This is a genomic window from Kluyvera georgiana ATCC 51603 (genome assembly GCF_001654985.1).
GTDB lineage: Bacteria > Pseudomonadota > Gammaproteobacteria > Enterobacterales > Enterobacteriaceae > Kluyvera > Kluyvera georgiana.
This window is the reverse complement of sequence record NZ_LXEU01000080.1, coordinates 1-22,842: the sequence shown is the minus strand read 5'-3', so window position 1 is coordinate 22,842 and position 22,842 is coordinate 1. Positions and strand designations below refer to the sequence as shown.

The window sequence follows — 22,842 nt, the reverse complement described above, 5'->3', positions numbered from 1 at the left end:
GAAAAAACAACATTTCATTTACCTTTGTTGTTTATTATTCAACCAATCCACTATACTTACTGCTACGTCAATGTTCCGCTTTGTGAGTACATCGTGTAAATTGCATTATCATCATCTTGAATTAGTCTCTTTTTTGATTTTCATCAGCTAAATTTGCCGTTTTTTTCGGCACATTTCACCACTTACTTTTTGATGCTGTTCTGTATCAATTTTTATAACTGGGCGATAGGTGTTAATAATGTTAACGTTCTTTGAACTCCTGATTGGTGTTGTGGTTATCGTGGGCGTTGCCCGCTACATCATCAAAGGATATTCCGCAACGGGTGTCCTTTTTGTTGGTGGTCTGCTGCTACTGATTGCCAGCGCGTTGATGGGGCATAAGATTTTACCAGGCAGCGCAACCAGCACCGGCTACTCTGCCACCGACATCGTTGAATATATTAAAATTCTGCTGATGAGCCGCGGCGGCGATCTCGGCATGATGATAATGATGCTCTGTGGCTTTGCGGCTTATATGACCCATATTGGCGCCAATGATATGGTCGTTAAGCTGGCATCAAAACCGCTGCAATATATCAACTCACCGTATTTACTGATGATTGCCGCTTATTTTGTGGCGTGCCTGATGTCGCTGGCCGTCTCTTCGGCAACCGGCCTTGGCGTATTGCTGATGGCGACGCTGTTCCCGGTGATGGTTAACGTTGGTATTAGCCGAGGCGCCGCGGCTGCTATTTGTGCCTCCCCGGCCGCTATTATTCTCTCCCCGACTTCCGGCGACGTCGTGCTGGCCGCCAAGGCCGCTGAAATGCCGTTAATCGATTTCGCTTTTAAAACCACGCTGCCGATCTCCATCGCCGCGATTATCGCGATGGCTATCGCCCATTTCTTCTGGCAGCGCTATCTGGACAAGAAAGAACACATCTCGCACGAGATGCTGGATGTCAGCGAAATTACCACCACGGCCCCAAGTTTCTATGCCATTCTGCCGTTCACGCCAATTATTGGCGTACTGATTTTCGACGGTAAATGGGGCCCGGAACTGCATATTATCGCCATTCTGGTGATTTGCATGCTGCTGGCCGCCGTGCTGGAATTCTGTCGTGGCTTTAACACCCAGAACGTATTTGCCGGCCTTGAAGTCGCCTATCGCGGGATGGCCGACGCCTTTGCTGGCGTGGTTATGCTGTTGGTTGCGGCCGGTGTTTTCGCGCAAGGCTTGAGTACTATCGGTTTTATCAATAGCCTGATCTCTATTGCGACCTCATTTGGATCCGCCAGCATTATCCTGATGTTGGTGCTGGTGGTGCTGACCATGCTGGCCGCGATGACCACCGGTTCCGGTAACGCGCCGTTCTACGCTTTCGTCGAGATGATTCCAAAACTGGCGCACTCTTCCGGCATTAACCCGGCATATCTCTCCATTCCGATGCTGCAGGCCTCCAACCTGGGTCGTACCATCTCCCCGGTCTCCGGCGTGGTAGTTGCGGTCGCCGGGATGGCAAAAATCTCGCCGTTCGAAGTGGTCAAACGTACCTCGGTACCGGTTCTTGTCGGCCTGCTGGTGGTGATTATCGCCACGGAAATTCTGGTTCCCGGCGCCGCCGCGTAAACATTGATTGATGAAATAAATAAGGCGCCTGAGGGCGCCTTATTTTATTATGTAATAACGTCACTAAATGATTTAAAACGTGGAGTCAGGAAAATGCTAAGGAAGAATATTGTGTCAGGATGCGCGCTGTTGCTCTGCGCCGGCAGCCTACAGGCCGCCCCTCTCGCACCGACACAATATGGTGACTTCGATCGTTATGTGCTGGCTCTTTCCTGGCAAACCGGTTTTTGCCAGAGTCAGCACGACAGAAATCGCAAAGAACCACTGGAATGTCAGCAGCCAAAAGAAGCGGTCAACAAAGCCGACTACTTGACGGTTCACGGCCTATGGCCTGGCCTGCCGGCGTCGATCGCCTCACGCGGGGTCGATAATAATCGCTGGATGCGCTTCGGTTGCGCCACGCGCCCCATCCCCAATATGCCGGAAGCCAAAGCCAGCCGTAAATGCGCCGCCGAAGAGACCGGTCTGTCGTTGGAAGTGGCCAATAAGCTCAACCAGGTCATGCCTGGCAGCGGGGGAAAAAGCTGTCTTGAGCGCTATGAATACGCCAAACACGGCGTCTGTTTTGGCTTCGACCCTGATACCTACTTCAGTACGATGGTACGTCTGAATAGCGAAGTGAAGCAGAGCGCTATCGGCACCTTCCTCGCGGCCAACTACGGTAAAACCGTCACTCGCGCCAGCTTTGACAGTGCGGTGGCTTCGGCCTTCGGCAAAGAGAACGTGAAAGCCGTTAAGCTAACCTGTAACGGTAATCCGGCCTATCTGACAGAAATGCAAATTGCCATTAAATCGGCCAGCATCAACGACCCGCTCACCGCTGCTTCCCTGCTACCACAACCGCATCCCGGCAACTGCGGCAAACAGTTCGTGGTGGATCAAAACGGTTATTGATCCCAAGCCCCCGCTCGCGGGGGCTGCGCATCGTTATTTCTGAATGAATGCCAGCAGATCGTCGTTGATCTGATGTTTGTGAGTCGTACAGATCCCGTGCGATCCGCCTTTATAAACCTTCAACTCCGCGTTCGGTAAGATTTCCGCTGCGACCTTGCCACAGGTTTCAAACGGCACAATCTGGTCGTCATCGCCGTGAATCACCAATGTCGGTACCGTTATCTTACGCAAATCGTCACGCAGATCGGTTTCTGAAAACGCTTTAACACAGTCGTACAGCGCTTTGATAGAGCCTTGTAGACCTTGCTCAACAAACCCTTCACGTACCGCTTTTGACTCTTTTGCGCCCGCGCGATTGTAGCCATAGAACGCCGCCGATAGCTCGTAAAAGAAGGCTCCGCGATCCTCCACCACGCCGTTGCGAATACCGTCGAACACCTCAAGCGGCACGCCATTGGGATTGAAATCCGTTTTCACCATAATCGGCGTCACCGCGCCAATCAGTACCGCTTTTGCCACCCGGCTGGTGCCATGACGACCAATGTAGTGAGCCACTTCACCGCCGCCGGTAGAGTGCCCCACGTGCACCGCATCTTTTAGATTCAGATGCGCGGTCAGTTCCGCCAGATCGTCGGCATACTGATCCATATTATGCCCGTCCCAGGGCTGTGCCGAACGCCCATGGCCTCGTCTATCGTGGGCAATGACGCGATACCCTTTCGAACCCAGATACAGCATCTGATCCTCAAACGCATCAGACGTTAACGGCCAGCCATGACTAAAAACAATAGGCTGCCCGCTCCCCTAATCTTTAAACCAGAGATAACTACCATCTTTCAGGGTCAGCTTATCGAAACCGCTCATACGATCTCCTGTGTTGGAAGGACGCTGCCAGGTGCAGCCTAAAAAGAATAATCCAGATTTATAAGTTGCGAGGTGTTTCGCATAAAATTCACACAACAAAGAGTATTGCCATCTGCGAATGTGCGTTCCATCACTTCAAACCTGACGCCAGGATCAGTATGATGGGGTGAGATGAACCCTTGCCGCTGGCGGTGAGGGTTTTCTTTTGGATAATCGATAGACATGGAGTAAATAATGACCAGACCTGCCATCATTATTAATGAGTTCGATGCCGAGCGTATCGACCGCCTGCTTGAGCAACCTGCTTACGCAAATTCCCCGGTGGCGAGCGCGCTAAACGACGAACTGGATCGAGCCCAGATGTGTGCCCCTGAGGACATGCCGCACGACGTAGTCAGTATGAATAGCCAGGTCAGATTCCGCGATCTTACCACCGGTGAAGAACGCGTCCGCACGCTGGTCTTCCCGGCGAAGATGACCGATAGCACTAGCCAGCTCTCGGTGATGGCGCCGGTTGGCGCGGCCCTGCTCGGCCTGCGTGCAGGCAGCACTATCCATTGGGAGTTACCGGGCGGCGCCTCAACCCACCTGGAAGTCCTCGAGCTGCTGTATCAGCCGGAAGCTGCCGGCGAATTTCATCTTTAATTCCACGCGGTATTAAGTTAAGAGGGTGCCAGGCATCCTCTTTCTGCCCTGTCTGACCAAACTTTACAACTCCCTTCTCTTCGATAAACTATTTTGCGAACTGAATGACATATTCAAAACGAATTATGTGTTTTGATTGTTCTACAAAGACAAGGAGGAGCCTATGTACAAAACAATCATTATGCCAGTTGATGTTTTTGAGATGGAGTTGAGTGACAAAGCGATTCGTCACGCGGAGTTTTTGGCCCAGCAGGATGGCATTATCCATCTGCTGCACGTATTGCCCGCATCCGCCAGCTACACCATGAGCCGTTTTGCAGCCGATCTACGCCGGTTTGAGGAACATCTTCAGCAGGAAGCTGAAAGTCGCCTGACCACCATGGTCAGCCACTTCACGCTCGACCCTTCCCGCATCAAGCTACACGTTCGTCTGGGTAGCGTCCGCGATGCGGTAAATGAGCTGGCTGAAGAACTGGGCGCCGATATGGTGGTGATTGGTTCGCGTAACCCATCTATCAGTACGCACCTTCTCGGTTCCAACGCTTCCAGCGTGATTCGCCACGCACACATTCCGGTACTCGTTGTCCGCTGATCCCGGCGTAATCCGCAAAAAAAGGCCACCTTTCGGTGGCCTTTGACATTGCAGGCATTGTCTTCTTTTTTATGCAGTTTTGGTGCGAATCAGATAATCGAAAGCGCTCAGTGACGCTTTCGCACCTTCGCCAGCGGCGATAATAATCTGTTTGTAAGGCACGGTAGTACAGTCACCCGCGGCGAATACGCCTTTAACGTTGGTCTCGCATTTCGCATCGATGATGATTTCGCCCATCCGGTTACGCTCAACTGCGCCCTCCAGCCAGGTGGTATTCGGCAGCAGACCAATCTGCACGAAGATCCCGGCCAGCGCCACATGGTGCTCATCGCCGCTCACGCGGTCACGATACTGCAAACCGGTGACTTTGGTGCCGTCGCCTTTCACTTCAGTAGTTTGCGCATTCAGGATGATGTCCACGTTCTTCAGGCTGCGCACTTTATCCTGCAGTACCTGGTCCGCTTTCATTTCTGGAGCAAACTCCAACAGGGTAACGTGTTCAACCACGCCCGCCAGGTCGATTGCGGCTTCTACGCCGGAGTTGCCGCCGCCGATCACCGCTACGCGTTTGCCCTTAAACAGCGGGCCGTCGCAGTGCGGGCAGTAGGTGACGCCCTTAGTACGATACTGATCTTCACCCGGTACGTTCATGTTACGCCACTTAGCGCCGGTCGCGATAATAATGCTACGCGCTTTCAGCACCGCGCCGGAGGCGGTTTCAATCTGATGCAGGCCGCCTTCAACGGAGGCGGGCACCAGCTTAGCCGCGCTCTGGGAATCAATCACGTCCACATCATATTCGCTCACGTGCGCCTTCAGCGCGCCCGCCAGCTTCTGACCTTCGGTCTTCGGTACGGAGATATAGTTCTCAATATCGACGGTATCCAGCACCTGGCCGCCAAAGCGCTCGCCCATCAGGCCGGTACGAATCCCTTTACGCGCCGAGTAAACGGCCGCTGCCGCGCCGGACGGGCCGGAACCGACAATCAGCACCTCATACGCATCGCGTTTACTCAGCTCTTCCGCTGCGCGTTTTTCCGCCCCGGTATCTACTTTTGCGACGATTTCCGCCAGCGTCATACGACCCTGACCGAACTCCTGGCCGTTGACATAAACTGCCGGAACGCCCATCACGTTACGATCGGTGATTTCGTTCTGGAAAGTACCGCCATCGATCGCGGTATGCTTGATGCGCGGGTTTAGCACCGACATCAGATTCAGCGCCTGTACCACATCCGGGCAGTTGTGGCACGACAGCGAGTAGTAGGTTTCAAAATCAAAATCACCGTCAATATCACGAATCTGCTCCAGCAGAGACTGCGCTTCTTTCGACGGGTGACCACCGGTCCACAGCAGCGCCAGCACCAGCGAGGTGAACTCGTGGCCCAGCGGTGAACCAGCAAAACGCGGCCCCTGATGGGAACCTGGATTGGTGATCAGAAACGACGGCTTACGCACCGCAAGGGTATTGTCTTCTTTAAAGGTGACTTTGTCTGACAGTTCAGCAATTTCAGCCAACAGTTCCTTGATCTCTGCCGATTTAGCGCTGTCATCCAGCGTGGCAATCAGCTCAACAGGTTTGGTCAGCTTCTCAAGATAGGCCTTGAGCTGGGTTTTCATGTTGGTGTCGAGCATTGTTATCTCCTGGGCTTAAAACATCATCATGCAAGCGGCCTCACGCGGCAGCCTGAATGCGCTTGCATCATGGACGCTAATAAGAAATTCGGGTGCTGATGCACCCGTTTTTAAAGGGGGCCATTTCCTGAGTCTTTCGCGTCACAGCAAGGCGCTGCGGCGCGAAAGACGATGGAAATTTAGATTTTACCAACCAGGTCCAGAGATGGAGCCAGAGTCGCTTCGCCTTCTTTCCATTTAGCCGGGCATACTTCGCCTGGGTGAGAAGCAACGTACTGAGCCGCTTTGATTTTACGCAGCAGATCAGAAGCGTCACGGCCGATACCTTCAGCGGTAACTTCGATAGCCTGGATGATGCCCTGCGGGTCAACAACGAAGGTCGCACGGTCAGCCAGACCTTCATCTTCACGCATATTGTCGAAGTTACGGGTCAGGGCGCCAGTCGGGTCACCGATCATCGCGTATTTGATTTTCGCGATGGTGTCAGAGCTGCTGTGCCATGCTTTGTGAGTGAAGTGAGTGTCGGTAGACACAGAGTACACGTCCACGCCCAGTTTCTGCAGTTCTTCGTAATGGTCTGCAACGTCGCCCAGTTCGGTCGGGCATACGAAGGTGAAATCAGCCGGGTAGAAGAAGAAGACGCTCCAGCGACCTTCGGTATCTTTCTCAGTGACTTCGATGAACTCACCGTTTTTGAACGCCTGGTTTTTGAAAGGTTTGATTTTAGTATTAATTAAAGACATCGAGTACTTCCTCCGTGTTTTCGTTGAGGTCTAAGTTAACGAATAATTCCTGATTCGACCAATGCGTTTACATTATCAAATCAATAAGCGTTATCTAACAACCGGAACAAGACAACTTTGTGAACCTGTGTTCAGGGATAAGCACTAAACGCTCATCCCTTAACGTAAAAAGGCCGCAACAAAGGCGGCCCGATTACCTGAATCCCCCGCAGGTGAGTTCAGCGCCAGCCAGGCTGGCGTAGTGTTGCGCTCTACATACCCTAACAAAGGTTGTAACAGCGTTTTGATTACATCACTCCAGCCTGCAAAGGGCAATTAACACACGGTAGGTCCTGTCTATGATTGTGATAGGCTACACCGTAGAATCTACACAACAAACTGATTTTACGGATATTTTCTATCTAACAGGTTTCTTTACCACTACCGTATCCTATGCCTATAACCGTATAATCCTACGAATAACAATAAAAGATAGCATGTTACGAAGACCTCTCATTTATTCTCTGTATAAAAGAGCCGTTATCTAAAATAATAAACCGTGTTAAGATTAAGGTGTCTATACATACTATTTATCAGTAAAACAAACAAGATTTATATTTTAAATATATGAAAAAAATTGATTGCCCGCTAACTACACAATCATGATTTATTTTTAGTAGAATTTAAGATATATTTTAGTTTCTCGAACACATAGATTGTGGCGATGGGGTAATGAATACCCTTACTCATTTAGAAAGGATGCAAAATGGCAAACCTCTATGATCTGAAAAGATTCGACCTTAACTTACTGGTTATTTTCGAGTGTATTTATCAACATCTTAGCATCAGCAAAGCGGCTGAAATGCTCTTTATTACCCCTTCGGCGGTGAGTCAATCACTCCAGCGGCTGCGTTCGCAATTAAACGACCCGTTATTTGTCCGCGCCGGAAAAGGGATCACGCCTACAACGATTGCCGTTAATCTACACCAGCATCTGTCAAAAAATCTTAATCAGTTAGAACAGACGATCAATATGATGACCAGTGCGGACCTTGACAAAAAATTTATCATTTACGGCCCACAGCTCTTTTCAACCCCCGAACTTGCCAACTTTATTAATGCGCTTCTGGCCGAGCCAGATCTCCAGATTGAATATCATGATTACACGAGTATTAACGATTCGGCAGAAAACCTGCTGCACTATCGCAAAGCGGATATCGTTTTTACCACGTCACAAATCTACAATCGCGCGCTAGTGTGCGAGAAATTTTACGATGCTGATACGGTGTTAATATGCCGGGAGGACCACCCGCGGCTGGGGAGTCACGCGACGTACGAGGAGATACTCCAGGAAAAATTTACCTATTACGATGTTCAGGATTCGTGGATAAAACGTAACCAGCACGATAATGAGAGTTTTATGGTCGAACGCAATTGCGCATTTCGATCATCATCTTTTATATCTGTTATGAATGCAATATACCAGGCTGATTTAATAGGTATCGTGCCGCAGCCTTATTTTACAATGTTAAGGGCCTCACTGCGGCTGAAAGAGATTACGCTTCCAAAACCATTACCCAAAGTGTCCATTTATGTGTGCTATAATCGTGCCTCGTTAAATTCAGAAGCATTCATCAGGGTAATAAAAAAACTAGAGTCATAATTTATAATTATTATAAAAAGCCTGTATTAAAAATAGCTCCAAAAAAGGAAAAAATTACTCTCGTGAGTATCACTCATATTATTGTATGATATAAGATTCTATTAATAGAACAGGTATTCAAGGATGGCGGCGTATGTCCATGGTAAAACTCCCGCTCACGCAATCGGTCCTGGAAGCGACTCACGACCGTATTATCTGGACATTAGATAATTTCTCTCGCGTTTGCGTTTCATTTTCGGGTGGAAAAGATTCAACGGTGATGTTGCATTTAACCGCACAACTTGCCCGACAACGTGGACACAAAATTAGCGTCCTGTTTATTGATTGGGAAGCGCAATTCTCTTACACCATTAACCACTGTGAGAAATTACGCCAACAATACCAGGACGTGATTGAGAACTTTTACTGGGTGGCTCTACCGCTTACCACGCAAAACTCACTGACCCAATTTCAGCCGGAATGGCAATGCTGGGAGCCTGGTGCAAAATGGGTCAGACAACCGCCATCCGATGCGATTACCGATCCTGCCTTTTTCTCTTTTTATGAATCGGGAATGACCTTTGAACTGTTCGTGCAAAAGTTCGCCGAATGGTTCTCGCAGCAGCGCCCGGCAGCGGTGATGGTCGGGATCCGTGCCGACGAATCTTATAACCGCTTTTTGACGATTGCCTCCCAGCGGAAACGTCGCTTTGCCGATGATAAACCCTGGACAACCGTCGCACCGGGCAACCACGCCTGGTACGTTTACCCTATCTACGACTGGAAAACTGCCGATATCTGGACATGGTTCGCCAAAACCCAGCAGCCGTATAACCCTCTCTACAACCTGATGTATCAAGCAGGGGTTCCATTGCGCTACATGCGCATCTGCGAACCCTTTGGGCCAGAACAGCGTCAGGGACTCTGGCTCTATCACGTGCTGGAACCGGAGCGTTGGGCCGATATGTGTCAACGGGTCAGCGGCGTACACAGCGGCGGCGTTTATGCCGGGCAAGACAACCAGTTTTACGGCCACCGTAAACTCGAGAAACCGGCAAACTACAGCTGGCGAAGCTACGCGCATTTTCTACTCCACAGCATGCCGCAAACCACCGCCGACCATTATCGCAACAAAATTGCCGTCTACCTTCACTGGTATCAAAAACAGGGTTGGGAAGATATCCCTGACGAACAGGAAAAAGATTTGGGTTCAAAGGACATTCCATCGTGGCGAAGGATATGCAAAGTACTGTTAAACAATGACTATTGGTGCCGAATGCTCTCCTTTAGCCCGACCAAAGCAAATCACTATCAGCGCTATCGCGCGCGTATGGAACAAAAGCGTCAGCAATGGGGAATCTTATGCGACAAACACTAATAAATCAGCTGCGAGACTATCTGCAGCATCTCGCACCGGATGACAAAATCGATGCCATTAACCAGTTCCGTCAGGCCTTACACGCCGAAAGCCCGTTTAAAGATCAGCCTATCGACTGCGTGCTATGGGTAAAAGAAGAGCAAATTTCGCCAAACGACTACAACCCTAACAATATGGCGCCGCAGGAAAAACGTCTGCTGACCAAATCACTGGAGGCCGACGGTTTCACCCAGCCTATCGTGGTCATTGAGAAAAAAGAAAGTCATTATGAAATCGTCGACGGCTTCCATCGCCACCTGCTGTCACAGTCCAAAACGACGCTGAAAAAGCGTTTTCACGGCTACCTGCCCATCACCCAGCTGGAAAAGTGTGACGATTCACTCCCCTCACGCATGGCCGCTACCGTGCGCCATAACCGCGCGCGCGGGCGACACCAGATTAGCGCCATGTCTGATATCGTGCGCGAACTGAGCCAACTTGGCTGGAGCGATGAAAAAATGGGGCAGGAACTGGGTATGGATGCGGACGAAATTCTGCGCCTGAAGCAGATTAACGGCCTGTGTGAAATGTTCGGCAATCGCCAGTTCTCACAGGCCTGGACGGTGAAATAGCTACAGTCGGCAAAGACGCTCAGCGGCGGCCAGCAGCGTTGCCTCCTGTTTAGCGAAGCACAGACGAATCAGCCTATGCGGGAACGGCGCGGCGCAAAAGACCGACAGCGGAATCGCCGCCACACCCACTTCCGTCGTTAACCAGCGGCAGAAGCTCACATCATCCAGATCGGAAATCGCGCTGTAGTCAGCCAGCAGGAAGTAAGTGCCTTCACACGGCAGCAGCTTCAGGCGACTCTGGCTGAGAGCATCAACAAACAGGTCACGCCGTGCCTGATAAAATTCCGGCAGTTGGCGGTAGTGCTCCGGCTGCGTGCGCAGCATATCCGCCAGCGCCAGCTGTGCTGGCGTGTTCACCGCGAAGGTCAAATACTGATGCACTTTCCGCAGTTCCGCACTGATAGGCGCTGGCGCTACGCAGTAACCCACCTTCCAACCGGTCATATGATAGGTTTTACCAAACGACGACACCGCGACCGCACGTTCACGAAGCGCCGGATGCGCCAGCACGCTGGCGTGTCCGTCTTCGGCAAAGCAGATGTGCTCATACACTTCATCGCTTAGCACATAAATCTCGCGTTCGGCGATAGCCTGCCACAGTGCTTCAAAATCCGTCGCCTGCCAGACGGTGGCCGACGGGTTATGCGGTGTATTGAGGATGACCAGCCGTGTCTTCTCGCTCAGCTGCGTAGCAAACGTCTGCCAGTCCACGCGAAAATGCGGCGGCTGTAGCGCGATACGTTTCACCACGCCGCCGGACAGTTCCACCGCCGGCGCATAGCTATCGTAGCTCGGGTCAAAACAAATCACCTCGTCACCGTCGCGCACCAGTGCGGTAATCGCGGCATACAGCGCTTCCGTGGCCCCTGCAGTCACCGTAATGTCGCTGTTAACGTCAGGCGTGTGGCCATACAGCGCGGCGGTTTTCTCGGCGATCGCTTCTCGTAACGCCAGCGCGCCGGTCATCGGAGCGTACTGATTCGCGCCGCTCGCCACATGATCCGCGAGCCGCTGTTGCAGATACGCTGGGCCGTCAAAATCGGGAAAACCCTGAGACAAGTTGATAGCCTGATGCTGCTGCGCCAGGGCGCTCATCTGGGTGAAAATAGTGGTGCCGAGGTTGGGGAGTTTGCTCTGGGGGATGAGTTGCGTTGTTGTCATTCGTCGTCTGCCGCTCGTAAAACCGATGTCAAATCACTATAACACGGCCAACGAGCTTGGCAATCAAGACGTTTAGATGTCTAAAACTTTTAACAGCACTTTGCGCCACCCTTCCCGCCGTAGCGCGCATCCTGGCGGTCGCGGAAAAAAGCTTCATAGGTCATCGGCGTCTGATCCGGGTGATTAACGCGCATATGCTCGACGTAGTTGTCGTAATCCGGTACGCCAATCATCATCTTAGCCGCCTGGCCGAGGTATTTTCCAGCTTTTGAAAGCGTATCAAACATCGTTGTTGTCCTTATCAGGTTAACCCGGCGTCGCCATGCTCGGCCGGGTTACAGATGACATTAATGCGCGCGTTTCGCCTGAGCAACCAGGTTATCCGCATCCGCCGGCATCGGCTCATACGGCGTTTCTTTTGACGTCGGTTTGTCCTCTTTCAGCGCCGCCAGCGCGGTTTTCAGCGAGAACAGCGCCAACACCACGACCACCACCATAAAGAAGATGGTCAGACCCGCATCAAGACGGTTGTTAAATACCAACTGCGCAAGCTGCGATTCGGTGTACTGCGGCGGAATGTTACCGCTGTCGATCATCGCCTGGAACTTATTGGCAATTGCCAGGAAGCCCACGCGCGTATCCTCGCTGAACGATTTCTGCCAGCCCGCCACCAGCGTACATACCAGCAGCCACGACGTCGGCACCAGCGCAACCCACGCGTAGCGCTGACGTTTCATCTTGAACAGTACCACCGCGCACAGCATCAGCGCCATACCTGCCAGCATCTGGTTGGCGATACCAAACAGCGGCCACAGGGTATTGATACCGCCCAGCGGATCCACCACGCCCTGATGAAGGAAGTAACCCCAGGCCAGCACGCACAGCGCCGTGGCCAGCAGGTTAGCCGGCAGCGAATCGGTGCGTTTCAGCCCCGGATTGATCACCCCCAGCAGGTCTTGCAGCATAAAGCGCGCCGCACGGGTCCCGGCATCCACCGCCGTCAGGATAAACAGCGCTTCAAACAGAATGGCAAAGTGATACCAGAACGACACGTCCATCAAGCCGCCCAGCGCACCGTGGAGGATATAGGCCATCCCCACCGCCAGAGTTGGCGCACCGCCCGCACGGGAGATAATCGACTGCTCACCCACTTCGTTGGCAATCTGATGCAGCAGATCGGGCGTTACCGCAAAGCCCCAGGAGCTCACCACCTGCGCCGCCGAGGCCACCACGTCTGCGGTACCGGCCGGTGCCAGCATCGCCATTGGGCTGTTCATCGCAAAGTAGACGCCCGGGTCGATAATACAGGCGGAAACCAGCGCCATAATCGCCACAAAGGATTCCATCAACATCCCGCCATAGCCGATAAAGCATGCCTGACCTTCGTTCGCCAGCATCTTCGGCGTGGTGCCGGAGGCGATCAGCGCGTGGAAACCTGACACCGCGCCACAGGCGATGGTGATAAACAGGAACGGGAACAGATCGCCGGTCCACACCGGGCCGGTGCCGTCGACAAACTTGGTCAGCGCAGGCATGGTCAGGGTAGGACGCATAATCAGAATGCCGATCGCCAGTCCGACGATGGTACCGATTTTCAGGAAGGTTGAGAGGTAGTCACGCGGCGCCAGCAGCAGCCATACCGGCAGTACCGAGGCCACAAAACCGTAACCCACCAGCATCCAGGTTAACTGCACGCCGGTATAGTCAAACCACGGTGCCCAGGTCTCGCTCTCGGCAACCCAGCCGCCGGAAATAATGGCAAAGACCAGCAGCACCAGGCCAATCACCGACACCTCGCCAATGCGCCCCGGGCGCAGATAGCGAATGTAAATCCCCATAAACAGCGCCAGTGGAATGGTAAAGGCCACGGTGTAAGTCCCCCACGGGCTGTGGGTCAGCGCTTTCACCACGATCATCGCCAGCACCGCCAGAATGATCACCATGATCATAAAGGTGGCAATCAGTGCAATCCCCCCTGCCGTCGGCCCCATCTCCTCTCTCACCAGCTCACCCAGTGAACGCCCGTCGCGACGAGTGGAGACAAACAGCACCATAAAGTCCTGAACCGCACCGGCCAATACGACCCCGGCTAACAGCCAGATCATCCCCGGCAGATAGCCCATCTGTGCCGCCAGCACCGGGCCGACCAGAGGTCCGGCCCCGGCAATCGCCGCAAAGTGGTGACCAAACAGCACTTTTTTGTCCGTCGGCACATAGTCGAGACCGTCGTTATGACGCACCGCTGGCGTCATGCGCGTTGGGTCAACCTGCAGCACGTTTTTGGCGATATACAGGCCGTAAAAACGATAGGCGATAAGATAAACACAGACCGCCGCGACGACTATCCACAGCGCGTTTATCTGTTCCCCCCGGTTGAGGGCGATATAGCCAAGGGCAAAGGCTCCGACAATGGAGAGCAATGCCCATATAAGGTATTTCCCTGAATTGTTCATCGTTATTTTCCGTATCAGTAGCAGAGGATGTTACATTTTGTGTCCGTAGCAACACGTATGATTTAACAACCTTGAAACCAATCTGAACAGGAACAGAACCCGACATTTACATCACATTGTTAACGGGATCACTTAACAAGAGAAAATGGCTGAATCCCCGGGAGGAAAAAGTGAGCTCTAAGAGATTGAAAAAGAGAGGCCAGAATTCTTGAGTACGGAACTGGACACGTCCTGGCGCATTAATACCTTACAGTTCTAAAGCCATGGCCCCGATAAAATAAGCCATTCTTTGATACAAAAAACAATAAGATGCCTCTTTATCTATCAACGCAGTTTGATGAGTTTCGGCTCGATAATGGCTTGCTCGCGCATCTGTTTAAGTTTTCGGTGCAACATCATCATTTTATCCTGATTTTTAGCCCTATTGACGTCAGCGACGAGGAGTATCATCAGTTCCGTAATGAAGAAGTCGGGTTTGTGCTGCCTGCCGATTGTTATGATGTGAAATTTGACAGACAAGTGAATTTTGAGAGCGGGGACTTCTATGCACCGCCTTTACCTGGTGAATGCTCCAGACGTTTTGGGTTTGCGAACGAACTCGCCGAAGCGCTGAAGGCAATCATTCAACTGCACTATGCCACCTATAGGGCAAAAGCTTATCTTGCTATCGCTGAGAATGATAAGCTCAAGCGGTACTATGACCGTATTTTACAGACTGTACCTGGTGATGTAGTATACGAATTAATCCAGAATGTTGGAGTAGAGGGGCGTGGTTATGCATTCAAAACCAGATGTTTCAACACTTAAAAAAATGACGGTTGCAGAGCGCAAAGTTGAAGCCATGCGCCAGATTAAAGCCTCCTTCGATCGCGCAACACGTGAAGGCTCAGTACATAAGCGTCAGGCAGCATCGGTTGCTTAACGCAACAACATTCTGAAACCCGCCACGACGGGTTTTTTAATGTCCTGCCCATGACGTCCCGTCTACCCCAGCACCGCCGTTCCCAGCCGGCAGGTACAGCAGCGCCGCCCTTGCTCGTCAAAAACGACAATTTCCCAGCTCTGGCTCTGCCGCCCCAGGTGCAACGGCTGACACACTGCGCGCACCTGTCCTTGCGATACCGGGCGATGGTGGGAAGCATTCAGCTCGGTGCCCACCACGCACTGGCCCTCACGAGTCATCAGAAAACCAGCCATCGAGCCTAGCGTCTCTGCCAGTGCCGCCGACGCGCCGCCGTGCAGCAGGCCAAAAGGCTGATGGGTACGGCTATCCACCGGCATTACCGCTTCCAGACTATCGTCACCGATATGGGTATAGATAATCCCTAAATGCGCCACCAGGGTGTTATCGCTGGTCGCGTTCAGCTCATCAAGCGTTAAATGACGTTTCCAGATCATCCTATGCCCCCAGCGTCGAACCGCCGTCCACCACAATATCCTGCAGCGTGATATGGCTGGCGCTGTGGGAGGCGAGGAACAGAATAGTGCTGGCAATTTCCTGCGGATGAGCAATTTTGCCCAGCGGAATGCCCAGCTTAAACTGCTCGGCAAACCCACGGATCCTTTGCTGCTCCGCATCATCACTGACCCACAGCACACGCTGCATGTCGGTATCGGTCGAACCCGGTGAGACGATATTACAGCGCACCCCCGCGCTCGCCAGCTCTAACCCCACGGTCAGCGCCAGGCTTTTCAGCGCCGCCTTGGAGGCACCGTAGGCGCTCATGCCGATGCGCGGCGTGTGTGCGGCGTCTGACGCCACGGTGACAATTGCCCCGCCCTTCTGACGGCGAAACTGCGCCATCGTATTCTGGAATAAATTAAACGCGCCGCCGACATTGACGGCAAAGGTCTGCTGCCAGTCGGCCTGACTGAGCGCATCCGTCGCCCCCATGCGCAAAATCCCCGCCGCGTTCACCAGCACGTCCAGACGCTCAGCGCCTGCCAACAGGCGTTCACACACCTGCGCCACCTGCTGCGCATCGGCCACATCCAGCACCTCGGTCGCAAACGGGTAATCTTCACCGTCGAAAGCTAAATCGAACCCCGTCACCTGCGCGCCTGCTGCAACGAAAGCCAGCGCGGTGCTATAGCCAATGCCTTTCCCCGCCCCGGTCACCCACACGGTCTGGCCGCGAAAATCAAAGCCAGTCATTATTTCACCTCGCGGGAAAGCAGCGCCCACCAGGCGTCAATGCTCGGATTTTTCGCCAGCATCACGAAGTCGATGTCGCCGTGTACTTTACGCCAGCGTGCCGCCAGCGCCATCATGCGTACGGAGTCGAGCCCGTAATCAATCAGGTTATCGTCGTCGAACGGCTCGTCAGACTCATCCAGCAGCGGCAGCACCAACGCGCGTAGCGCCTCTTTGCTGGCGGGAACCGAGGGCAGCAATTCGTCGGTCATCACCACGCGACCGCTGCGCCCGGCGACATATTTCAGCGACATCAGATGCTCATCGCGGCTGAAGTCCGCCAGCGCGTCGGCGACGAAGAAAGGCTTAATATCGCGCATAAAGGCGTCGGTGGCGGTGGTCATACAGCCGATGTGCGCGTACACGCCGGTGATGATCAACTGGTTACGGCCAGTCTCTTTGAGCATCTGCTCCAGCGGCGAGCGATGAAATGCGCTGTAGCGCCACTTCACCAGCACGGTATCCTGGTCGTCCGGCGCCAGCGCGGCAATTACCCGCTGCTGCTCCGGCGAGCGGGTCAGGCCCGGCCCCCACATGTCGTTAAGCAGCGCGCGGTCTTCGTCGCTCTGCTCTTTTGGCTGCGCGGTGTAATAGATCGGAATCCCGTTTTTCTTGCAGAAATCGCGCAGCGCGGCGATGTTGGCCACCACCGTGTCCATCATTTCGCTGTCTTCGCCCCAGAAGTTGAGGAAATACTCCTGCATATCGTGAATCAGCAGCGCCGCGCGCGCCGGTTCAAACGCCCAGTTCACCTTGTTTTCCGGGATGTCCATCGCGGTCGGCAGCGCGTAGCCCTGCAGTTTCGGAATTGCCATGTTGTTCTCTCCTTCAGGCCTGCGAGCGGCTAGCCAGCCACTGACGCAATTGTTTTTTATCCACTTTGCCGACGTGGGTCAGCGGCAGTTCATCCACGCACTCCACGCGATCCGGCAGCTTAAATTCAGCCACGCCCTGTTCGCGCAGGAAGCGACGGACCTGCACCGCGCGCAGCGGTTCTTTCGCCACCAGATACGCGCAGCTTTTCTCGCCCAGCAGGGTGTCTTCCATGCTGACCAACGCCGCATGGACCACCGCCTCGTGACGCAGCAGCAGGTTTTCAATCTCTTCCGCGGCAATCTTCTCGCCGCCGCGGTTAATCTGATCTTTTTCACGGCCCTGCACGGTGATGTAACCCTCCTCATCAATCGAGATCAGGTCGCCGGAACAGTAGAAACCATCGGCATCAAACGCGCTGGCGTTATGCTGAGGACTTTTGTAGTAGCCGCGGAAGGTATACGGGCCGCGCGTCATCAGGCGTCCCACTTCACCGCGCGGCAGCGGATTGCCCTCTTCGTCCGCCACCCACACTTCATCGTCAGGGCACATCGGGTAACCCTGGGTGTTGAGGATTTTTTCCAACGTATCGTCAAGACGGGTGTAGTTCACCAGCCCTTCCGCCATGCCGAACACCTGCTGGAGCTGGCAGCCAATCTCTGCCGGGATACGCGCCGCCAGCGTGGCGGACAGACGCGCGCCGCCCACCTGTAGCAGCGTGAGCGAACGGAGTTGAGCGTTACCGGCCCCCTCGGCAATGGCCTGTAGCCACAGGCTGACCGCTGGGGGCACCAGCGCCGCGACGTTAATCTGGTGTTTCTCAATCAGCGGGAAGCACAGCGTCGCGCTCGGGTCCGTCGCCAGCACCACCGTCCCCTCTGCGAGGAAAACGCCCAACGCGCCAGGTGAACTCATGGCGTAGTTATGCGCTGACGGAATAGCGCACAGATAGCGCGTCGTGGCATCAAAGCGACACACTTCATTACTGCGGCGAATGCTGTAGTAATAATCGTTATGGGTGCGGGGGATAAGCTTCGGCGTGCCGGTACTGCCGCCGGAAAGCTGAAAAAAGGCCACTTCGTCAGCGGCGGTTGGCGTCGGCGTGAAGCCCATCGCCGGGCGAGCCATCGCCGATTCCAGCGCGTATTCACCTTCACCATTGCGTAGCAGTACGACGCGTAAAGAACGATGCTGCGCGCAGAAATGATTGAGGAAGGTATCGTCGGCAAACAGCGCGTGCCCGCGATCGGCAATCAGGACTGCGGGAGAGATCTGCTCGGCATAAGCATTCAGCTCGCTACGCTGATGGCTGAACAACGCGTTGACTGGCGCAACGCCAATCTTCAACAATGCGAATAAGGTGATGTAAAACTCGGCGATATTGCCCAGCTGCACCAGCGCCGTTTCGCCGCGCTTCAGCCCCTGGTTTTGCAGCGTCGCGGCCAGATTGTCGATGGCCTGATTCAGCGCGCGGTAGCTTATCTGACGTTCGCCGTCGATAACCGCAATCGCGTCACTTTCGGCGTGACGCGTCACCATGTCGGTGAGCAGCAGATCCTGCCAGTAGCCTTTTTCACGATAGCGCGCCGCAAGCGCATCCGGCCAGCGGGTAAATTCTACGGTCATTCTGATTCCTTAATGCAGGCCGAACACGTTCAGCATGGTCGAGAGTTTGACGCCGGTTTCGCGCCATTCGGACTCCGGCGATGAGGCGGGCACGATGCCCGCCCCGGCAAACAGGCGCACGCGGTTGGCCTTCACGCGCGCGCAGCGAATCGTCACCACCCACTCGCCGTTTCCTTCGGCATCACACCAGCCCACAATGCCGCCAAACAGATCGCGGTCAAACGGTTCCAGTTCGGCAATCACCTGTTTCGCCACCTGATGCGGGAAGCCACTCAGCGCAGGCGTCGGGTGCAGCAGGCAAGCCAGCGTCAGGGCGTTTTCCGCCGCTTTCGCCTGCCCTTCAATTGGCGTAGCCAGATGCCACAGCGTCGGCGTGGTAATCAGCTGCGGCGTCTGCGGCAGCGTCAGTTGCAGGCTGCGCGGCGCCAGCGTACGTTGCATCGACTGGGTCACCAGCTCGTGTTCATGGCGGTCTTTTTCCGATGCCAGCAGACGGTTACCCGCTTCACGATCCAGCAGCTCATCCGGCTGACGACGCGCCGAACCCGCCAGCGGCAGCGAACTGAAACGATCGCCCTCTTTACGCAGCAACAGTTCCGGGCTCGCCCCCAGCAGCACTCCACCGTCCGGCAGCGGGACATGGAAGTTGAAGCTTGCCGGGTTTTGCGCAACCAGGCGTTCCAGCAGCGCGCCGCTGTCCAGCGACTGCGCGGCGGTAATATCAATCAGGCGGGAAAGCACCACTTTATCGACCTGCGGTGTCGCCGTCAGCGCCGCCGAGCGGGCAACCATATCGAGGAAAACGGGATGTTGCGGAATTTCCTGACGCGCGGTCACGGCCATCGGTTCGCGAGACGCGTGATAGCGCGAGGTGTGCTGTTTTGCGGTGCGCGAGAAGGGTTCACTGCGCTCAGGAATGAACAACGCAGACGGCTGGAGGGTATCAAACGGAATCGCCCCCACCATCACCGGATTGGCGATCCCGGCGGCTTTGGCTGCGGCGAACGCCGAGGCTAAACCTTGCTGAAAAGCGCTATCGGGCGCATCGCCCCCTTCTGCGGGGCAGGTAAAACGCTGGAAGCAACCCGATGTCGTAAAACTGCGGAACGGCGACATAAAGAAAAAGCGGTCGGCTGAGAGCGTGGCCCGATGCTGCTGTTCTTGTTCATCCGCAGCCAGTGACGTTTCCATATCATTCTCCAAAAACGATAAAGATATTACGAATAATTATCATTTATATTTTGGTTTGGTAACCTAAAAGTAAACGCTTCATATGTCAACAGCGCAACGCAGCATCTTGTGCTGAATAACGATGTCGCCACCCCATATGGCGCTTTCAACAGTTCAGTGCCGGGCTTGCATCCGGGGTGGACAATAGTTGAAAATGAGAAGCATTAACTAACTGCAACCGGGATGCATTTCTGTGAAACTCTCCGCTTTATGGCGTACTGCCGCGCTGATCGCTGGCTTCAGCGTTTTAGGATTCTCCTCAGCGCAGGCCGCCGACTGGCCGCGCCAGATTACCGACAGCCATGGCGTACACACGCTGGAACAAAAGCCCATGCGTATTGTATCCACCAGCGTCACCCTCACCGGCTCGCTGCTGGCCATTGACGCGCCGGTGATCGCCAGCGGCGCCACTACGCCCAATAACCGGGTAGCCGATGCTCAGGGCTTCCTGCGCCAGTGGGGCGACGTGGCCAAAGCCCGTAAGGTGACCCGCCTGTATATCGGTGAACCCAGTGCCGAAGCGGTGGCCGCGCAGATGCCGGACCTGATTCTGATTAGCGCCACCGGCGGCGATTCGGCGCTGGCGCTGTACGATCAGCTCTCCACCATCGCCCCCACGCTTATCATCAACTACGACGACAAGAGCTGGCAGGCGCTGCTGACCCAACTGGGCGGGATTACCGGCAACGAGCAGCAGGCGGCGGCGCGTATTGCCGAATTTGATAAACAGCTGGCGACGGTGAAGCAGCAAATTAAACTGCCGCCGCAGCCGGTCAGCGCGCTGGTGTACACCGCCGCGGCCCACAGTGCTAACCTGTGGACCAGCGAATCGGCGCAGGGGCAGTTCTTGCAGCAGCTTGGCTTTACCCTCGCGACGTTGCCGCCGGGACTGCATGCCAGCCAGAGCCAGGGCAAACGCCACGACATTATTCAGCTTGGTGGTGAGAGCCTGGCTTCCGGCCTGAACGGCGAAAGCCTGTTCCTGTTCGCTGGCGACGAGAAAGACGCCGACGCGATTTACGCTAACCCGCTGCTGGCTCATCTTCCGGCGGTTAAAAATAAGCGTGTGTATGCGCTGGGCAGCGAGACGTTCCGCCTTGATTACTACAGCGCGACGCGGGTATTAGCGCGTCTGGCGGCCTTATTTGGCTAGCGCCCAACGCCGGATGGCGGCTTCGCCTTATCCGGCCTACAAACGTGCACAGCCGTAGGCCGGATAAGCGTTAGCGCCATCCGGCCTCAAGACTCGACGTTTATGTCGACTCCGTGAGTTCACGGCGAAAACGCCGCAGCTCGCCCAGCACCAACAGCAATATCACGCCAACGATCGCCAGCCCCCAGCCGCTTACGCTTGCCGACGCCACCGGCGTCAGCACCGCGCCCAAGCCGCCAAGCAGCGCCGCGCCAATGGCATCGCCGGTGACATTCTGCGCGGTCCACAGCCCGTTAATCCGCCCCAGCATCGCCTCCGGCGTCTGGGTCTGAATCAGGGTGTATTGCAGCAGCGAGCTCACCGCGCTCAGCCAGCCGAACAGCGCCAGGCAGACGAAACCCAATGCCCAGTACGGCATCATGGCGAACAGGCCAATGGCGATAAATGCGCCGACGGTCGCCAGCAGCATGATCCAGCCGGGTCGCTCGTTATGCGCCAGCCTGCCGCTGGTTAACGCGCCGAAGGCCGCCCCCAGCGGGATCGCCGCGTACAACAAGCCAATCTGCGCAGCCGACATCTGCCAGACCAGGGCAAGCGCCGGATAAAGCACACGTACCGCGCTCGCCATGGTGAGCAACCCGCCCAGCAGCGCGATACCGCCAATCAGCGGGCTCGCGAGCAGGAAGCGAAATCCCGCCGCCAGCGACGACAGCGGGTGTTCGCGCGGCTGCGGCGGCGGTGGCAACGACGGTAAACGCAGCAGCGTCAGGGTGGTAATAAAGGTGCCCAGCGCCGCCAGCAGGTAGTTCCACGACACGCCGCCGGAAGCCAGCAACAGGCCGCCAACCATCGGTGAAATCACCGATCCCAGGCGCACCGTCAGCATGGTGATCGCCCCTGCCTGCATCAGGTTTTCGCGCCCCACCAGCGCCGGCGTCGCCGCCAGCAGCGCCGTGACGCCGATCGAGGCGAAGAAACCGTCCCACAGCCCGAGCAAATAGATAGCCAGCAGTGACGGCTCCGGCAGCAGCGCGTTTAGCCACAGGCCAATAAAACCAACGCCGCAGGTGCCGCGCGCCAGCAAAATCAGTTTACGGCGCTCATAGCGGTCGGCCAGCACGCCGCCCACCATCAGCCCGACGAACATCGCCCCGCCGGTGAGCGTCACCGACAGCCCCACCTGCCAGGTGGAGTGGGTCATCATCTGGATTTGCACCGGAACGGCGACCCCAAGCAGGCCAAGCGACAAAATGGAGATAAAACGGGCAATAAAGACGGCGCGGAAGGCCGGATGTGTTTTTAGCAGGCTCAGATTCAGCAGCCAGGATTGTCGGTTCATTACAAGACCTTGAGCTTTTTTTTCGTACCCTTTTCGAGGTCGCTCATGCTAACATAAACGAATAAGATAGATAACGATAATCACTATCATTATCAAGTCAGGGATGTTGCTATGTCGTTTTCCACCGCCGCGTTGCGCGCCGTTGCGCTGCCCGGTCTGCTATTGCTGCTGTTCCTCGCCGCGACGCTAAGCTTGTTGATCGGCGCGACGCCGCTGCCGGTTTCCGTTGTCGTCGATGCGCTGAGCGGTACCTGCCATAGCGCCGATTGCACTATCGTCCT

At 54.9% G+C, this 22,842-nt stretch carries 22 protein-coding genes and 1 pseudogene; 11 read left to right on the top strand and 12 right to left on the bottom strand.

Annotated features, from left to right (window positions below):
• Positions 1-238 precede the first annotated feature (238 nt).
• Both dcuC and rna read left to right on the top strand, forming a co-directional pair.
• The gene (gene dcuC, locus M989_RS20000) at positions 239-1,609 is read left to right on the top strand and encodes an anaerobic C4-dicarboxylate transporter DcuC (RefSeq protein WP_064548220.1); all 1,371 of its coding nucleotides are present in this window, start codon (positions 239-241) and stop codon (positions 1,607-1,609) included.
• A 93-nt stretch (positions 1,610-1,702) separates the two neighbouring features.
• The gene (gene rna, locus M989_RS19995) at positions 1,703-2,503 is read left to right on the top strand and encodes a ribonuclease I (protein WP_064548218.1); all 801 of its coding nucleotides are present in this window, start codon (positions 1,703-1,705) and stop codon (positions 2,501-2,503) included.
• Between the two features lie 33 nt (positions 2,504-2,536).
• On the opposite strand, the gene M989_RS19990 is transcribed toward rna, so the two are convergent.
• Positions 2,537-3,292 (bottom strand): alpha/beta fold hydrolase, encoded by a 756-nt coding sequence (locus M989_RS19990; RefSeq protein ID WP_245191276.1) that lies wholly within the window; start codon positions 3,290-3,292, stop codon positions 2,537-2,539.
• Positions 3,293-3,601: 309 nt separating this feature from the next.
• Here M989_RS19990 and rnk point away from each other — a divergent pair, with 309 nt between their 5' ends.
• Positions 3,602-4,012, top strand: a complete 411-nt coding sequence (gene rnk, locus M989_RS19985) for a nucleoside diphosphate kinase regulator (protein WP_064548216.1) — start codon at positions 3,602-3,604, stop codon at positions 4,010-4,012.
• Positions 4,013-4,175: 163 nt separating this feature from the next.
• Entirely contained in the window at positions 4,176-4,604 is a 429-nt protein-coding gene (gene uspG / locus M989_RS19980) for a universal stress protein UspG (RefSeq protein WP_064548214.1), read from the top strand.
• 69 nt (positions 4,605-4,673) lie between these two features.
• On the opposite strand, the gene ahpF is transcribed toward uspG, so the two are convergent.
• Complete coding sequence (gene ahpF, locus M989_RS19975) at positions 4,674-6,239, bottom strand: alkyl hydroperoxide reductase subunit F (protein WP_064548212.1); 1,566 nt, start codon at positions 6,237-6,239, stop codon at positions 4,674-4,676.
• A 179-nt stretch (positions 6,240-6,418) separates the two neighbouring features.
• Entirely contained in the window at positions 6,419-6,982 is a 564-nt protein-coding gene (gene ahpC / locus M989_RS19970) for an alkyl hydroperoxide reductase subunit C (protein WP_004859485.1), read from the bottom strand.
• A gap of 745 nt (positions 6,983-7,727) precedes the next feature.
• Between ahpC and citR the strand changes: the two genes are divergently transcribed.
• The 3 genes from citR (at position 7,728) to M989_RS19955 (ending at position 10,592) form a co-directional block, all read left to right on the top strand.
• Positions 7,728-8,624 carry a DNA-binding transcriptional repressor CitR gene (gene citR / locus M989_RS19965; RefSeq protein ID WP_064548210.1) on the top strand — a complete coding sequence of 299 codons (897 nt, stop codon included), beginning with the start codon at positions 7,728-7,730 and terminating at the stop codon, positions 8,622-8,624.
• Between the two features lie 133 nt (positions 8,625-8,757).
• The gene (locus tag M989_RS19960; protein ID WP_064548208.1) at positions 8,758-9,981 is read left to right on the top strand and encodes a phosphoadenosine phosphosulfate reductase; all 1,224 of its coding nucleotides are present in this window, start codon (positions 8,758-8,760) and stop codon (positions 9,979-9,981) included.
• On the top strand, positions 9,966-10,592 hold the full coding sequence (locus M989_RS19955) for an IbrB-like domain-containing protein (RefSeq protein ID WP_064548206.1): 627 nt from the start codon (positions 9,966-9,968) through the stop codon (positions 10,590-10,592). Before M989_RS19960 ends, M989_RS19955 begins: the two co-directional genes overlap by 16 nt.
• On the opposite strand, the gene M989_RS19950 is transcribed toward M989_RS19955, so the two are convergent.
• From M989_RS19950 to cstA, 3 genes are all read right to left on the bottom strand, one after another.
• Positions 10,593-11,753 (bottom strand): pyridoxal phosphate-dependent aminotransferase, encoded by a 1,161-nt coding sequence (locus M989_RS19950; protein WP_064548204.1) that lies wholly within the window; start codon positions 11,751-11,753, stop codon positions 10,593-10,595.
• Positions 11,754-11,842: 89 nt separating this feature from the next.
• Positions 11,843-12,040 (bottom strand): YbdD/YjiX family protein, encoded by a 198-nt coding sequence (locus M989_RS19945; RefSeq protein ID WP_014169079.1) that lies wholly within the window; start codon positions 12,038-12,040, stop codon positions 11,843-11,845.
• Positions 12,041-12,100: 60 nt separating this feature from the next.
• Positions 12,101-14,206: a pyruvate/proton symporter CstA gene (gene cstA / locus M989_RS19940; RefSeq protein WP_064548203.1), complete on the bottom strand. Its 2,106-nt coding sequence runs from the start codon at positions 14,204-14,206 to the stop codon at positions 12,101-12,103.
• A gap of 309 nt (positions 14,207-14,515) precedes the next feature.
• On the opposite strand from cstA, the gene M989_RS25705 reads away from it, so the two are divergent.
• Together M989_RS25705 and M989_RS25915 are read left to right on the top strand one after the other, a co-directional pair.
• A complete protein-coding gene (locus M989_RS25705; protein ID WP_064548201.1) occupies positions 14,516-15,013 on the top strand; it encodes a hypothetical protein in 498 nt (165 codons plus the stop codon).
• Positions 14,982-15,128, top strand: a complete 147-nt coding sequence (locus M989_RS25915) for a hypothetical protein (RefSeq protein ID WP_163447682.1) — start codon at positions 14,982-14,984, stop codon at positions 15,126-15,128. Before M989_RS25705 ends, M989_RS25915 begins: the two co-directional genes overlap by 32 nt.
• Positions 15,129-15,190: 62 nt before the next feature.
• Here M989_RS25915 and entH read toward each other — a convergent pair whose 3' ends face one another.
• Genes entH through entC form a run of 5 tightly spaced genes read right to left on the bottom strand, consistent with a single transcriptional unit; the run spans position 15,191 to position 20,030 of the window.
• Positions 15,191-15,604, bottom strand: a complete 414-nt coding sequence (gene entH / locus M989_RS19930) for a proofreading thioesterase EntH (protein ID WP_064548199.1) — start codon at positions 15,602-15,604, stop codon at positions 15,191-15,193.
• A gap of 1 nt (position 15,605) precedes the next feature.
• Positions 15,606-16,361 carry a 2,3-dihydro-2,3-dihydroxybenzoate dehydrogenase EntA gene (gene entA / locus M989_RS19925; RefSeq protein ID WP_064548197.1) on the bottom strand — a complete coding sequence of 252 codons (756 nt, stop codon included), beginning with the start codon at positions 16,359-16,361 and terminating at the stop codon, positions 15,606-15,608.
• Positions 16,361-17,215, bottom strand: coding sequence for an isochorismatase (locus tag M989_RS19920; protein WP_064548195.1), 855 nt, complete (start codon positions 17,213-17,215; stop codon positions 16,361-16,363). The genes entA and M989_RS19920 overlap by 1 nt, the downstream gene beginning before the upstream one ends.
• 13 nt (positions 17,216-17,228) lie before the next feature.
• A complete protein-coding gene (gene entE / locus M989_RS19915; RefSeq protein ID WP_064548193.1) occupies positions 17,229-18,839 on the bottom strand; it encodes a (2,3-dihydroxybenzoyl)adenylate synthase EntE in 1,611 nt (536 codons plus the stop codon).
• A 9-nt stretch (positions 18,840-18,848) separates the two neighbouring features.
• On the bottom strand, positions 18,849-20,030 hold the full coding sequence (gene entC, locus M989_RS19910) for an isochorismate synthase EntC (protein WP_064548191.1): 1,182 nt from the start codon (positions 20,028-20,030) through the stop codon (positions 18,849-18,851).
• Between the two features lie 232 nt (positions 20,031-20,262).
• Here entC and fepB point away from each other — a divergent pair, with 232 nt between their 5' ends.
• Positions 20,263-21,222 (top strand): Fe2+-enterobactin ABC transporter substrate-binding protein, encoded by a 960-nt coding sequence (fepB, locus tag M989_RS19905; protein WP_064548190.1) that lies wholly within the window; start codon positions 20,263-20,265, stop codon positions 21,220-21,222.
• Between the two features lie 100 nt (positions 21,223-21,322).
• On the opposite strand, the gene entS is transcribed toward fepB, so the two are convergent.
• Positions 21,323-22,561 (bottom strand): enterobactin transporter EntS, encoded by a 1,239-nt coding sequence (gene entS / locus M989_RS19900; RefSeq protein WP_064548188.1) that lies wholly within the window; start codon positions 22,559-22,561, stop codon positions 21,323-21,325.
• Between the two features lie 111 nt (positions 22,562-22,672).
• On the opposite strand from entS, the pseudogene M989_RS26315 reads away from it, so the two are divergent.
• Positions 22,673-22,842, top strand: a pseudogene (locus M989_RS26315) (Fe(3+)-siderophore ABC transporter permease); the annotation flags it as partial.

Coding starts and splice junctions, on each gene's coding strand:
- dcuC (WP_064548220.1), top strand. CDS start 239: ATGTTAACGTTCTTTGAACTCCTGATTGGTGTTGTGGTTATCGTGGGC.
- rna (WP_064548218.1), top strand. CDS start 1,703: ATGCTAAGGAAGAATATTGTGTCAGGATGCGCGCTGTTGCTCTGCGCC.
- rnk (WP_064548216.1), top strand. CDS start 3,602: ATGACCAGACCTGCCATCATTATTAATGAGTTCGATGCCGAGCGTATC.
- uspG (WP_064548214.1), top strand. CDS start 4,176: ATGTACAAAACAATCATTATGCCAGTTGATGTTTTTGAGATGGAGTTG.
- ahpF (WP_064548212.1), bottom strand. CDS start 6,239: ATGCTCGACACCAACATGAAAACCCAGCTCAAGGCCTATCTTGAGAAG.
- ahpC (WP_004859485.1), bottom strand. CDS start 6,982: ATGTCTTTAATTAATACTAAAATCAAACCTTTCAAAAACCAGGCGTTC.
- citR (WP_064548210.1), top strand. CDS start 7,728: ATGGCAAACCTCTATGATCTGAAAAGATTCGACCTTAACTTACTGGTT.
- M989_RS19960 (WP_064548208.1), top strand. CDS start 8,758: ATGTCCATGGTAAAACTCCCGCTCACGCAATCGGTCCTGGAAGCGACT.
- M989_RS19955 (WP_064548206.1), top strand. CDS start 9,966: ATGCGACAAACACTAATAAATCAGCTGCGAGACTATCTGCAGCATCTC.
- M989_RS19950 (WP_064548204.1), bottom strand. CDS start 11,753: ATGACAACAACGCAACTCATCCCCCAGAGCAAACTCCCCAACCTCGGC.
- M989_RS19945 (WP_014169079.1), bottom strand. CDS start 12,040: ATGTTTGATACGCTTTCAAAAGCTGGAAAATACCTCGGCCAGGCGGCT.
- cstA (WP_064548203.1), bottom strand. CDS start 14,206: ATGAACAATTCAGGGAAATACCTTATATGGGCATTGCTCTCCATTGTC.
- M989_RS25705 (WP_064548201.1), top strand. CDS start 14,516: ATGCCTCTTTATCTATCAACGCAGTTTGATGAGTTTCGGCTCGATAAT.
- M989_RS25915 (WP_163447682.1), top strand. CDS start 14,982: ATGCATTCAAAACCAGATGTTTCAACACTTAAAAAAATGACGGTTGCA.
- entH (WP_064548199.1), bottom strand. CDS start 15,604: ATGATCTGGAAACGTCATTTAACGCTTGATGAGCTGAACGCGACCAGC.
- entA (WP_064548197.1), bottom strand. CDS start 16,361: ATGACTGGCTTTGATTTTCGCGGCCAGACCGTGTGGGTGACCGGGGCG.
- M989_RS19920 (WP_064548195.1), bottom strand. CDS start 17,215: ATGGCAATTCCGAAACTGCAGGGCTACGCGCTGCCGACCGCGATGGAC.
- entE (WP_064548193.1), bottom strand. CDS start 18,839: ATGACCGTAGAATTTACCCGCTGGCCGGATGCGCTTGCGGCGCGCTAT.
- entC (WP_064548191.1), bottom strand. CDS start 20,030: ATGGAAACGTCACTGGCTGCGGATGAACAAGAACAGCAGCATCGGGCC.
- entS (WP_064548188.1), bottom strand. CDS start 22,561: ATGAACCGACAATCCTGGCTGCTGAATCTGAGCCTGCTAAAAACACAT.